The 12,402-nt window shown below is 70.4% G+C and carries 9 protein-coding genes; 7 read left to right on the top strand and 2 right to left on the bottom strand.

The annotated features are described in order from the left end of the window. The first annotated feature begins 45 nt into the window (after positions 1-45). From ACIBI5_RS05485 to ACIBI5_RS05515, 7 genes are all read left to right on the top strand, one after another. Positions 46-1,974, top strand: a complete 1,929-nt coding sequence (locus ACIBI5_RS05485; protein ID WP_397243436.1) for a DUF5107 domain-containing protein — start codon at positions 46-48, stop codon at positions 1,972-1,974. Positions 1,975-2,169: 195 nt separating this feature from the next. Next, positions 2,170-3,456, top strand: coding sequence for an extracellular solute-binding protein (locus tag ACIBI5_RS05490; protein ID WP_397243438.1), 1,287 nt, complete (start codon positions 2,170-2,172; stop codon positions 3,454-3,456). Between the two features lie 14 nt (positions 3,457-3,470). Next, entirely contained in the window at positions 3,471-4,397 is a 927-nt protein-coding gene (locus ACIBI5_RS05495; RefSeq protein ID WP_397243440.1) for a carbohydrate ABC transporter permease, read from the top strand. Beyond that, positions 4,394-5,209, top strand: coding sequence for a carbohydrate ABC transporter permease (locus ACIBI5_RS05500; RefSeq protein ID WP_397243442.1), 816 nt, complete (start codon positions 4,394-4,396; stop codon positions 5,207-5,209). Before ACIBI5_RS05495 ends, ACIBI5_RS05500 begins: the two co-directional genes overlap by 4 nt. A 13-nt stretch (positions 5,210-5,222) precedes the next feature. Further along, entirely contained in the window at positions 5,223-6,707 is a 1,485-nt protein-coding gene (locus ACIBI5_RS05505) for a right-handed parallel beta-helix repeat-containing protein (protein ID WP_397243444.1), read from the top strand. A 26-nt stretch (positions 6,708-6,733) separates the two neighbouring features. Then, a complete protein-coding gene (locus ACIBI5_RS05510; protein ID WP_397243446.1) occupies positions 6,734-8,752 on the top strand; it encodes a DUF5107 domain-containing protein in 2,019 nt (672 codons plus the stop codon). After that, complete coding sequence (locus tag ACIBI5_RS05515; RefSeq protein ID WP_397243448.1) at positions 8,749-9,699, top strand: Gfo/Idh/MocA family protein; 951 nt, start codon at positions 8,749-8,751, stop codon at positions 9,697-9,699. The genes ACIBI5_RS05510 and ACIBI5_RS05515 overlap by 4 nt, the downstream gene beginning before the upstream one ends. On the opposite strand, the gene ACIBI5_RS05520 is transcribed toward ACIBI5_RS05515, so the two are convergent. Both ACIBI5_RS05520 and ACIBI5_RS05525 read right to left on the bottom strand, forming a co-directional pair. Further along, a complete protein-coding gene (locus ACIBI5_RS05520) occupies positions 9,653-10,651 on the bottom strand; it encodes a hypothetical protein (protein WP_397243450.1) in 999 nt (332 codons plus the stop codon). The genes ACIBI5_RS05515 and ACIBI5_RS05520 overlap by 47 nt on opposite strands. Before the next feature lie 122 nt (positions 10,652-10,773). After that, on the bottom strand, positions 10,774-12,396 hold the full coding sequence (locus tag ACIBI5_RS05525; RefSeq protein ID WP_397243452.1) for a substrate-binding domain-containing protein: 1,623 nt from the start codon (positions 12,394-12,396) through the stop codon (positions 10,774-10,776). Positions 12,397-12,402 lie beyond the last annotated feature (6 nt).

Raw genomic sequence — 12,402 nt, forward strand, 5'->3', positions numbered from 1 at the left:
GCCAATCATGCAGCTAATGCGCGATATGTGCAAAGATATGCCGAAATGCTGAGCATCTCCTCTGTCCGGCTCCCGGTTTCGCCGCTCGGCCCGGAGAACCCGCTGCCGCCGCTCCACACGCTGACCGACCCGCGCGGCGGCCTCGAGACGACCGCGGCCGACGCCGAGATGGCCGCTCAGCTGGCCTATGGGCATGCCGGGTCGCTGCTGCCGTACACCTTCCAGGACGGCTACGGGCGTGAGCGGGCCGAGCGGGAGCTGAAGACGGCTGTGCTCGACAACGGCGTGCTGCGCGCGGAGTTCCTCCTGGAGTACGGCGGGCGGCTGCGCTCCCTGATCCACCAGCCGACCGGCCGCGAACTGCTGCACCGCCCGCCGCACCTGCAACTGGCCAACCTCGGCCTGCGCAACGCCTGGTTCGCCGGGGGAGTGGAGTGGAACCTCGGCACGTTCGGCCACACCGCGCTGGCCTGCGCGCCCCTGCACGCGGCCCGCGTGACCAGGCCGGACGGCGTGCCGGTGCTGCGCATGTACGAGTGGGAGCGGCTGCGGCGCCTGGTCTACCAGATCGACGCGTGCCTGCCGCCCGGCTCGCCCGTGCTGCTCGTGCACGTGCGCGTGTACAACCCGTTCCCCGTGGACGCGCCGGTCTACTGGTGGTCGAACGCCGCCGTGCCGCAGACCCCGGGCACGCGCGTGCTCGCCCCCGCGAGCCAGGCCTACCACTTCTCCTACGACGGCCGCCTTCGCCGCGTGCCGGTGCCCAGCTGGCAGGACTCCGACCAGTCCTACCCGGGCCGCAACGAGCAGGCCGCCGACTTCTTCTACGAGCTGCCCGACGGCGAGCGCCGCTGGATCGCCGCCGTCGACGAGTCCGGCGCCGGGCTGGCGCAGGTCTCCACCGATCTGCTGCGCGGGCGCAAGCACTTCCGCTGGGGCGCCAGCCCCGCCGGGCGCAACTGGCAGGATTGGCTGTCCGGCCCCGACCGCCCCTACCTGGAGATCCAGGCGGGCCTGGCGCGCACGCAGCTCGAACACGTCCGCCTCGCGCCCCGCTCGGCCTTCTCCTGGACGGAGGCCTACGGGCTGGCCGAGGTCGAGGACGCGCACGGCGAGTGGGAGCGCGCCGCCGCCGGTGCGGGCGAGGCGGTCGAGCGGCTGATCCCCCGCGACCGGCTGGTGTCCGAGCACGAGCAGGCGGTACGGCTGGCGGCAGCCGTACCGGAGGAGACGCTGCACGTCGGCAGCGGATGGGGCGCGCTCGAACGCCGGGCCCTCGCCAAGCGGCGCAGCAGAGCGCTGAACCTGCCCGCCACGCCGTTCGCCGACACCACGATCGGCCGCGACCAGCAGTCGTGGCTCTCGCTCGTGCGCAAGGGCTTCATCCCGACCCCGGCCCCGGCGTTGCCGCCCTCCTCCTACACCGTCGGACCCGAGTGGCGGGCCCTTCTCGAGGCGGCGGAGCCGACCTGGTTCACCCGGTTCCACCTGGGCGTGAACCTCTACCACGACGGCGACCACGACGGCGCGCGCGCCGCCTGGGAGGCGTCGCTGGAGTGCGCGCCCAACGCGTGGGCGCTGCGCAACCTGGCCGTCCTGGAGCCGGAGCCCGGCGCGGCGGCCGAGCTCTACCTGAAGGCGCACGCGCTCTCGCCGCGCCTGCGCCCGCTGACCATCGAGACGCTCTCGGCGCTGCTGGCCGGCGGCCGCACCGCCGACGCGCTCGCGCTGATCGACAAGCTGGGCCCGGCCGACCGCTGGCACGGGCGCATCCGGCTGCTGGAGTGCCGGGCCGCCCTGGACGGCGGTGACCGGGCCAGGGCCCGGCGCATCCTCGACACCGGCCTGGTCGTCGACGACCTGCGCGAGGGCGAGGACTCGCTCGACGCCCTGTGGTGGGACTACCACGGGCAGCCGCACACGCACGCCTCGCGCCTGCCGTGCCGCTACGACTACAGCGTCAAGCAGTACTGACCGTCTTCGCCTCCTGAGGTCTTTCAGCACCTCCAGTGCAGCTTTTCTCGCACTCCTTGCAGGAGTGTGCATCTTTATGCGCAAAAAGCGTCGCTTAGTGCACGATGTGATCAAAGCGTTGCATGTACTGCCTTGTTTGGCGCTTTAAGCCGGTTCTAGGGTGCCGCAACAGGTAATCGCGAAAGGTGAACCGATATGCGCGCACCCAAGGTCCTGGCGGCCGGTGTCGTGGCCGCCGTGGCGCTGACCGCCTGCGGCGGCGGCGACAAGAGCACCACGGAGGAGAAGGGCGGCCAGTTCACCTACTGGTCGATGTGGAAGGAGAACGAGCCGCAGGCCAAGGTCATCAAGGCCGCGATCGACAAGTTCCAGGCGGAGACCGGCACCAAGGTCACGGTCGAGTGGCAGGGCCGCGACATCCGCACCAAGATCGGCCCGGCGATCGCCGCGAACAAGGCGCCCGACCTGGTCGAGAACGGCTTCGACGTGATCAGCTCGCTGCTCGCCTCGACCGGCCAGGCCCGGGACCTCACCCCCGTCTACGACAGCGAGGTGCCCGGCGAGGGCAAGAAGGTCTCCGAGGTCATCCCCGCCAAGTACCTGGACGCGATGCCGAAGGACCCCGACAGCGTCACCCGCTGGATCGTCCCCTACGTGCTCAACTCGGCCGTGTTCTACTACAACAAGGCCGACGCCGACCTGGCCAAGACCCCCGCCACCTGGGACGACTTCGTCAAGCTCTGCGAGACGCTCAAGGCGAAGGACAAGGCGTGCGTCGCCTCCGACGGCGACAACACCTGGACCAACTTCCTGTTCATGGACTACCTGCTGGTCCGCGACAACGGCCCCGGCACCATGGGCAAGATCGTCAACGACAAGAGCGGCGCCGCCTGGGACCAGCCGGGCATTCTGGAGACGGCCAAGCGCATCGAGGCGTTCGTCAAGGCGGGCCACATCCTCAAGGGCTACGACGCCAGCAAGTACCCCGCCCAGCAGACCAACTGGGCCACCGGCAAAGCCGCCTTCCACCTGGACGGCACCTGGGTGCCCAGCGAGGCGCAGAAGAACCTGGCGAGCGGCTTCAAGGTCGGCGAGTTCGCGGTGCCCACGACCAAGGGCAACAACACCGAACTCGACATCATCCCCCTCGGGTTCGCCATCCCCAAGCGGGCCAAGAACCCCGAGCCCGCGCAGAAGTTCATCGCCTACTTCCTGAAGAAGGACAACATCTCCGGCATCTCGACCGAGGCGAAGAACATCACCCCGCGCGCCGACGTGCCCGCCCCCGAGGAACTGCTCGACGCGCAGAAGCTGCTCACCGACAGCCCGAGCCGCCTGCCCATCGACGGCGTCTCCGGCGACTACCTCGACAAGGCGCTCTTCCCCGCCTTCAGCGAGCTGTGGCTGGGCAAGGCCACGGCCGAGCAGTTCATCACCAAGGCCAAGGAAGGCCACCTCGCCTACTGGAAGGCCAACGGCTAGTGGCGGTCACCTCCATGGCCGCACCCCGGCGGGCCCGCGCGGCCCGCGGGGGCCCGCTGGAACGGCAGGCCAGCCGCCTGTTCTGGCCGTTCGTCGGCCCGGCGCTGGCCTTCTACGCCCTGCTGTTCCTGGCTCCGATCGCCTACGCCGCCTGGACGAGCCTGTACAAGTGGGACGGCATGGGCGCCATGCAGTGGCGCGGCCTGGGCAACTACCAGACGCTGCTGGACGACCAGGCCTTCCACCACTCGGTGATCAACACCGTGAAGATCCTGGTCGTGGGCGGTGTCGCCACCTTCGCGATCAGCTTCCTGCTCACGCTGGCGCTGCGCGAGATGGCCGGCAAGATGTTCGCCCGCTCGGTGCTCTTCTTCCCGTGCCTGGTCAACGCGCTGGTCTTCGGGATCGCGGCCGGGTTCCTGTTCGGGCCGACCGGGCCGGTCAACAAGATGCTGAACCTGCTCGGCATCGACGCGGTGCCCAAGTGGCTGTCGATCGACAACCTGCCCGCGATGATCATCGCCACCATCGTGTGGACGGCCACCGGCTACTACACCACGATCATCATGGCCGCCGTCGACCAGATCCCGACCTACCTGTACGAGGCGGCCGAGCTCGAAGGCGCCAACGCCTGGCAGCGGTTCCGGCACGTCACGCTGCCGCTGTCGTGGGAGGTCGTCAGCGTCTGCGCGGTGCTCTGGACGGTCAGCTCGGTGAAGGTCTTCGAGATCGTGCTGCTGTTCGGCGGCGGCGCCACCGTCAGCAGCGCGCCCATCCAGACCTGGACCACGGCCATGTACGTCTACTACTCCGCCTTCCCCGGCAGCTCGGTGCCCAAGCTGGGCCTGGCCGCCGCGGCCGCCGTCGTCAGCCTGATCATGGTCGGCGTGTTCGTGCTGATCCTGCGGCGGATGATGCGCAGGGAGCGGGTGTCGCTGTGAGGCGGATCGGGCACACGATCGTCTGGCTCCTGGTCGCCGCAGACCTGGCGCTGCTGGCCTGGATCTTCGTCACCTCGCTGCGCGACACCCAGTCGATCTTCAACGAGCCGTTCGGGCTGCCGGTGCCGCCGCAGGGCGGCAACTGGGCCAAGGCCTGGGCCGACGGCGGCTTCAGCAGCGCCGCGATCAACAGCGTCGGGGTCGCCGCCGTCTCCTCCCTGATCGCCGTCGCGCTGGCCGCACCCGCCGCGTACGCGCTCGCGCGCCGCCGTACCAGGACCTCGAACGCGCTGACCATGACCTTCGCGCTCGGCCTCGGTGTGCCGGGGCAGGTGCTGCTGGTGCCGTTGTTCGTCGGGCTGGCCGCGGTGGAGCTGACCGACAGCTTCGTCGGGCTGACCGTCGTCTACATCGGCCTGGCCATGCCGTTCACCGTCTACCTGCTGACCGGATTCTTCGCCGGCATCCCCGTGGTGCTGGAGGAGGCTGCGGCCATCGACGGGGCCTCCGGGCTGCGCGCCTTCGTCAGGGTCGTGCTGCCGGTCGCGCGGGGCGGGCTGATCACCGCGTTCCTGCTGCAGTTCATCGGCGCGTGGAACGAGACGTTGTTCGCGATCGCGCTCATGACCAGCGACGACAAGATCACGCTGCCGGTGGCGCTGGTCAACTTCGTCGGCCTCCAGCAGTACGCCGGGCGCGACTGGGGAACCATGTTCGCCGGCATCTGCATCATCCTCGCCCCCATGGTCGCGCTGTTCTCGTGGCTGGGCACCCGCATCATCCAGGGCATGACCGTTGGCATTGGGAAATAAGGAGATTTTTCGCGTGAAAGCTCTGCTTGTCGGTTTGGCGCTGGTCGGGCTCACCGCCACGCCCGCACTGGCCCAGCCCACCCCCAGCACGCCCACCCTCGGCCACGGCCGCGCCGTTCACGTCGACTGCCAGTCGCGCAAGACGCCCAAGGGCACCGTCGGCCGTCCGCTCACCTCTCTCGCCCAGGTCAACGCCCTCGCCCTGCGCCCCGGCGACCGCGTGTTGTTCAAGCGCGGCTCCACCTGCACCGGCGCCCTCGCCCCGCAGGGCTCGGGCCAGGCCGGCGCGCCGATCCGCGTCGACGCCTACGGCCGCGGCGCCAAGCCCCGCATCCAGGGCGGCGGCGCCGACGACGCGGTCAAGCTGCACAACCAGCAGCACTGGGAGATCGCCAACCTCGACGTCGCCAACACCGGCGCCACCGCGGGCAAGCGCCGCGGCGTGCGCGTCAGCGCCCGCGACGCCGGTACCCTCCGGCACATCGTGCTGCGCGACCTCGACGTGCACGACGTCAACGGCGACGACTCCAAGGACGAGTACGGCTCGGCCGGCATCACCATGTGGGTCGAGGGCAACACCACCCCCACGCTCTTCGACGACGTCCTGATCACCGGCAACACGGTCACAAGCGTCGACCGCTCCGGCATCTTCCTCTTCTCCACCTGGAACCTCTCCGGCTGGGGCCGGGAGCCGGGCAACCGTCACGTTCCCTGGACCGGCGTCAAGGTCGAGCGCAACACCGTGACCGACGTCGGCGGCGACGGCATCGTGCTGGGCAGCGTCACCGGCGCCCTGGCCGAGCACAACCGCGTGCACGGCTTCCAGCGCCGCTCCCAGGGCTACAGCGTCGGGCTCTGGACCCACAACTCCGACAACGTGGTCATCCAGTTCAACGAGGTCAGCGGCGGCGAGACCACCCGCGACGGCATGAGCTTCGACGTGGACGAGAACGGCTTCGGCACCGTCTTCCAGTACAACCGCAGCCACGACAACCAGGGCGGCTTCCTGCTCCTGTGCAACGCCGCCGGGAAGATCAAGGACGCGGTCGTGCGCTACAACCTCAGCGTCAACGACCACTTCCGCGGCGTCGAGAACTGCGGCGGCGGCATCGAGAGCGCCGCGATCTACAACAACACGTTCGTGATCGGCGACGGCGTCACCCAGACCGTCATCAACGAGAACAACGCCAACCCGCGCAACGTCCTGTTCGCCAACAACATCGTCGTGACCAGGGGCACCGGCAAGGCTGCGTTCAAGCTGCGCTCCGGCGGATACAAGCTGGAGAACAACCTCCTGAACGGCGTGGCCGTACCGGACGGCGCGACCGGAACCGTCACCGGCGACCCGCTCCTCACCGACGAGGGCAAGCTCCAGCAGGGCTCGCCCGCGCTCCAGAAGGGCCGGGAGATCGCGGCCAACGGCGGCCGCGACCACTTCGGCAACCCGGTCACCTGCACGCCCGACATCGGCATGCACCAGCTCACGACCTGCAACTGACGATCCACCCACTCGGGGACCACCACATGACCAGCACTCTGCGCGGCGGCACGCTGCGCCTGCCCGCGACCGATCCGCCCCGGCACGGCCCGCTGCCGATCCTGCACGGAACCCGGGTCAGGCCCGGCATCACCGGCGCCGATCCCGAGATGACCGCGCAGATCGGTTACGGCCAGCCGTACTCGCTGCTGCCGTACACGCCGCAGGACGGTTACGCGCGCACCCGCCGCGAGCGCGAGCTGCCCGTGGTGGTCCTCGAGAACTCCCAGCTCACCGCCACCTTCCTGCCCGGGTACGGCGGGCGGCTGTGGTCACTGGAGCACCGCCGGAGCGGCCGGGAGCTGCTGCACCGCAACCCCATCCTCCAGCCCGCCAACCTGGCCCTGCGCGACGCCTGGCTGGCCGGTGGCGTCGAGTGGAACCTCGGTGCCACCGGCCACTGGCCCCTGACCTGCTCGCCTCTCCACGCCGTCCGCCTGACCAGGGCGGACGGGACGCCGATGCTGCGGCTGTACGAGTTCGAGCGGATGCGCCGCCTGCTATTGCAGATCGACGCGTGGCTGCCGGAGGACTCCCCGGTGTTGTTCGTCCGGGTCACCATCCGCAACCCGGCGCCCGCCGAGGTGCCGGTCTACTGGTGGTCCAACATCGCCGTCCCCGAGGGGCCCGGCGTGCGGGTGGTGGCGCCCGCGGACCGGGCCCACCACTTCGACTACACCGCCGAGCTGCGCGTGGTCGGCTTCCCGGTGCTGGACGGCATCGACCGCAGCTATACCGACGAGGTGCCGCGCTCGGCCGACTACTTCTTCGAGATCCCGCCGGCGGAGCGGCGCTGGATCGCCGCCCTCGACGCCGGGGGCCGGGGCCTGGTCCAGACCTCGACCGACCCGCTGCGCGGGCGCAAGCTGTTCCACTGGGGCACCGGCGCCGGCGGGCGGCGCTGGCAGGAGTGGCTGAGCGGGCCGGGCTCGCGCTATCTGGAGATTCAGGCGGGGCTGGCGCGTACCCAGCTGGAGCACGTGCCGATGCCGGGCAACACGTCGTGGACCTGGGTGGAGGCGTACGGGCTCCTGGAAGCCGACCCCGACCGGGTGCACGGGTCGTGGGACGAGGCGCGTTCGGCGGTGTCGGAGGCGCTCGACCGGCTCGTTTCCCGGGAGACGCTGGAAGTGCAGGCCGAGGGCTTCTCCGGGGAGGCGGTACGGCTGGCCCACGGGTCCGGGTGGGCCGCGCTGGAGGCCGCCGCCGGGGCGCTGCCCGAGCTGGACGGCCTGCCGTACGGGGAGATGGGGGAGGAGCAGGCTCCTTGGGCGGAGCTGCTGGCGACCGGCAGGCTGCCGGTCGGCGACCCGCCCGCCGCGCCGGTGACCGGGCCGAGGTGGCGCGCGCTGCTGGAGGCGCACCCCGCCGACTGGCACGCCCGCTACCACCTGGGCCTGGCCCGCTATGCCGACGGCGACACCGAAGGCGCCCGCGCGGCGTGGAAGGAGTCCCTGGCTCTGCGGCGCACCCCGTGGACGCTGCGCTGCCTGGCCGAGAGCCTGCGCCTGGAAACAGCCGAGAGCCCGCATCCGGAGACGGACGCCGGCTCGCGCCTGGAATCGGACGGCGCGGCCTCCGCGACGGATGGCGCTCGGTCTGAGGTGGCTGAGCTGCTGGCCGAGGCCTGTTCACTGGCGCCGCAGGTGCCGGAACTCGCCGTCGAGACCCTGCGCGCGCTGCTCGCCGCCGGGCGCCCGGCCGATGCGCTGGCCCTCATCGACGCGCTCCCCGCGGAGCAGCGTTCCCGCGGCAGGGTTCAGCTGATCGAGACGCAGGCCGCTCTGGACGCGGGCGACCTGGAACGTGCCGGGAACGTTCTCACCAGCGGCATCGAAGTGGACAACCTTCGCGAAGGTGAGATATCCCTGGACGCCGTCTGGTTCGCCTACCACGAGCGCCGCCTGTCCGGCACCGGCCCGGTCACGCCGGAGCTCGCCGAACGGGCACGCAGGGAGAACCCGCTGCCCAGCCGTTACGACTTCAGGATGCAGGTGTCCGAATGAGATGGGGTATCGCCGCCACCGGCGGAATCGCGCGGACCGTCGGCAGGGTCATCGCCGCCGAGCCGGGCATGCGCGTGTCCGCCGTGGGCTCGCGCTCGAAGGAACGCGCCGCCGTCCTGGCCCAGGAGCTGGACGCGGAGCTCGCCTTCGGCTCCTACGCGGAGCTGTGCGCCGCCGACGAGGTGGACGGGGTCTTCGTCGCCACCCCGCACGCCCAGCATCTGGAGATCGCCGCCGCGGCCATCGCCCACGGCAAGGCCGTGCTGTGCGAGAAGCCGCTCACCGCCCGCCTCGACGAGGCCGAGCGCATGGTCGCCCTCGCCCGCGAAGCCGGGGTGTTCCTGATGGAGGCGATGTGGATGCGGTTCAACCCGCTCATCCAGAAGATCGCCGCCGACGAGCGCTTCGGTGAGATCCGCGGGGTCCAGGCGGCGTTCGGGTTCCCGCAGCCCTACGACCCCGCCCACCGGCTCTGGGATCCGGCCCTGGGCGGCGGCGCCCTGCTCGACCTGGGCGTCTACCCGTTCGCGCTGGCCCAGCTGCTGCTCGGCACGCCGGTGGACATGCACGTGACCGGCTCACTCGGCCCCTCCGGCGTGGACGCGGAGGCGGGCGTGCTGCTGGCCTACGGGGGCGGCCGCCGGGCGCTGCTGGACACCTCGCTGCTCAGCCCGCACCCCAACAGCGCCACGGTGATCGGCACCGAGATGCGCGCCGACATCCCCGCCGCCTTCTGGGCGCCCCGCCGTATCGTCCTGACCAGGCCGGGCGCCGAGCCGGAGGAGCACGTGCTGGACCCGGAGGAGAACGGCTACCGCGGCGAGGTCCGCGAGGTCGCCCGCGCCGTCGCGGAAGGCCGCACCGAGAGCACGATCATGCCGCTGGACGACAGCCTCGCCGTCATGCGCCAGCTGGAGGAGGCCCGGCGCCGGCTCGGCGCCCGATGATCCCCTCGGCCGCCCGCCGCAGCCTCGGCAGGAACGCGCGCACCTGGTCCGCGCGTTCCTCCAGCGACCCGATTCGCAGGTCGGCGAGCATCTCGTGGAAGCCGGGGGCGTCGCCGCCCAGGATGAGCAGGCTGCGCGCATAGGTGACGGCGATCCAGAACATCGCCTCGCGGTGCAGCCCGCGCTCGATCAGCTCCCGGCTGCCGTCCACTGCGATATGCCTGGCCTGCGGGGAGATGTCCGAGGCGAAGGAGTACGGCGAGCCCTCCACCCGGGCCGCCTGGTCGAACACCCTGGTCATCGCCGCCAGGTGCCGTTCGACCCGGCCCGGGGACAGGTGCTCGCTGCCCAGCAGCTCCAGCAGCCGCTCGTAGAGCGCGGCGCGGCCGTACGGCATGAGCATGATGCGCACCGCCGGATAGCGCAGCCGCACCGTCGGGTTGCGCAGCCCCGCCGTGAGCAGCACGTGCGTGGTGACGCCCGTCGCGAACAACAGCCGCAACACCTTCATCGGGTACGGCTGCGCCTCGTCCATGGCCGCCAGCCCCTTGAGTATGCCGCTCTCCGCGTGCTCGCGGCGTTCGCGCACCCAGCGCGGCTCGGCCCAGGCGGGCTCCACGGCGGCCTGCAGCTCGCGCAGCCGCCCGGTGGGGTCGGCCAGCACGTTGTCGTCCTTGAACGCCCCGGCCAGGTGGTAGTCGCCGAGGATCGCCGCGGCCGACGGAATGCGCTCCCACGTGAGGTAGGTGGCCTCCAGCAGGGCGCCCTCGAAGCGGAACTTGCCCAGCTTGCGCCGCTCCTCGGCGACGAGGACGAAGACGTCCACGTCCGAGGCGGGCGGCAGGTCGTCGTCACGGGCGAGCCAGGTCGCCGACCCGCTGAGGAACGCTCCCTCGCACTCGATCCCCGCCACCCAGCGCGCCGCCGCCTGGCGCGCTTCTTGCACGTTCACGCGTGTTTCCTATTCGTCCAGGGACCGGGCACTCTACCGATTCGGCGGGGTTTGGGGGAGAGTTTCGGACGCCTGGATACGCGAGGGGCCGGTGTGGCAGTCCACACCGGCCCCGGCGAAGATCAGCCCGCCTTGGCGATCGACTCCTCGAACTCCTTGCGGATCTTGTCGCCGCCGCCGCTCTTCCACTCCTCCACGACCGACTTGAAGTCCGTCAGCGGCCGGCGGCCGGTGACGGCGTCCTCGATGTACTCGTAGACCTTCGAGGTGAGCGACTGGCCCTTGTCGATGTTGGTCTCGGAGTAGTGGCCGAGGATCGGGCTCGGCTGGGAGATCTCCAGCAACTGCTGCTGGGCGGTGTGGATGGCCTTGGTGGTCTCGTCCATGCCCGGGTAGTAGAGGAACTCGGGCGACTGGGTCATGAACTTCAGCTGGTTGCTGAAGGCCAGTTGGGTCTCGCCCTCCTTGGTCTTGACCGGCGCGCCCTTCTCCATCTTGTGCTGGGTTCCGGCGACGCCGTAGTTGAGGAAGAACCACTCCTCGCTGCCGAACGGCGCGGCCAGGTAGTCCAGCACCTTGAGCAGCATCTTGGTCTTCTTCTCGTCGTTCTTGTTGCTGATGCCGGTGAAGCCGACCGAGCCCCTGGCCAGGTTGTGCACGCCCTTGCCGCCGTCGTGGCCGAAGGGGACGAACGTGGTCATCTCCCAGGCGGTGCCGTAACCCGGCTGGTTGGGGACGCCGACCCAGCCCGCGCCCGACAGGACCTGCGCCGCGACCGTGCCCTGCGCGACCTTCGACGCGATGTCGGTGATCTTCGGGTCCGGGTAGAAGACACCGGCCTGGAACGCCTTGATCGCCATCTCGATGGCCGAGACGTACTCCTGGGTCTCGAACATGTGGGTGAGCTTGCCGCCCTCCAGCTTCCACGTGTTGACGCCGCGGAAGATCTGGTTGAACTGGGCGACGGCGTTGACGTAGGCGGGCTCCAGCGCCCAGCGTCCGGCCTTGGCGTCGGTGAGCTGCTTGAACTTCTCGATCAGCTCGTCGGGGGACTTGGCGGTGAAGCCGTCGACGGAGTCCCAGGACTTCTTGTTGCCGGCGTAGACCTGGCCGAAGAAGCTGTAGGGCACCGGGACGCCCCAGATCTTGCCGTTCATCACCGCGGCCTGCCAGGTCATCTCCTGGAAGTTGGCCAGGTTCGGGTACTCCTTGACCGCGTCACCCGAGACGAACGGCGTCAGGTCGACGAACTTCGCCTCGGCGAGCTGGGCGATCTTGGTCAGGCCCTGGTTCGGGGCCACCCACATGAAGTCCTTGATGTCGCCGCCCGCGACGATCGTGTTGAACTTCGTCGGGTAGCCCTCGTCGTTGCCGGTGTCGAGCTGGAAGGTGACGCCGAGGCGCTTGTTGACCTCCTGCCAGAAGGCGTTGCCGCTCATCTGGGGCACGATCGGGCCGTCGTAGTAGGTCAGGCCGGTGATCGTGGAGCCGTCGCCGGGGACCGCCTTGACCGACTTCACCGGGCTCGCGGGGAACTTCAGGAAGCCCGGGTCCAGGCCCTGGGCGTTGCCGGGCAGGTCGGGGGTCGGGCCCGCGAACGGCACGTACGTGGGCATCTTCAGCGGGCCGCCCGCGGCCCCGGCCTTGGAGCCCGCAGTGCCGCCGCCCGAGGTGGAGCAGCCGGTGACCGCGACGGCCGCGGTCAGCCCGGCCAGGCCCAGGAAGGAACGCCGGTTGAGGTTCATGTGCAG

Source organism: Nonomuraea sp. NPDC050540 (genome assembly GCF_044457485.1).
Classification (GTDB): domain Bacteria; phylum Actinomycetota; class Actinomycetes; order Streptosporangiales; family Streptosporangiaceae; genus Nonomuraea.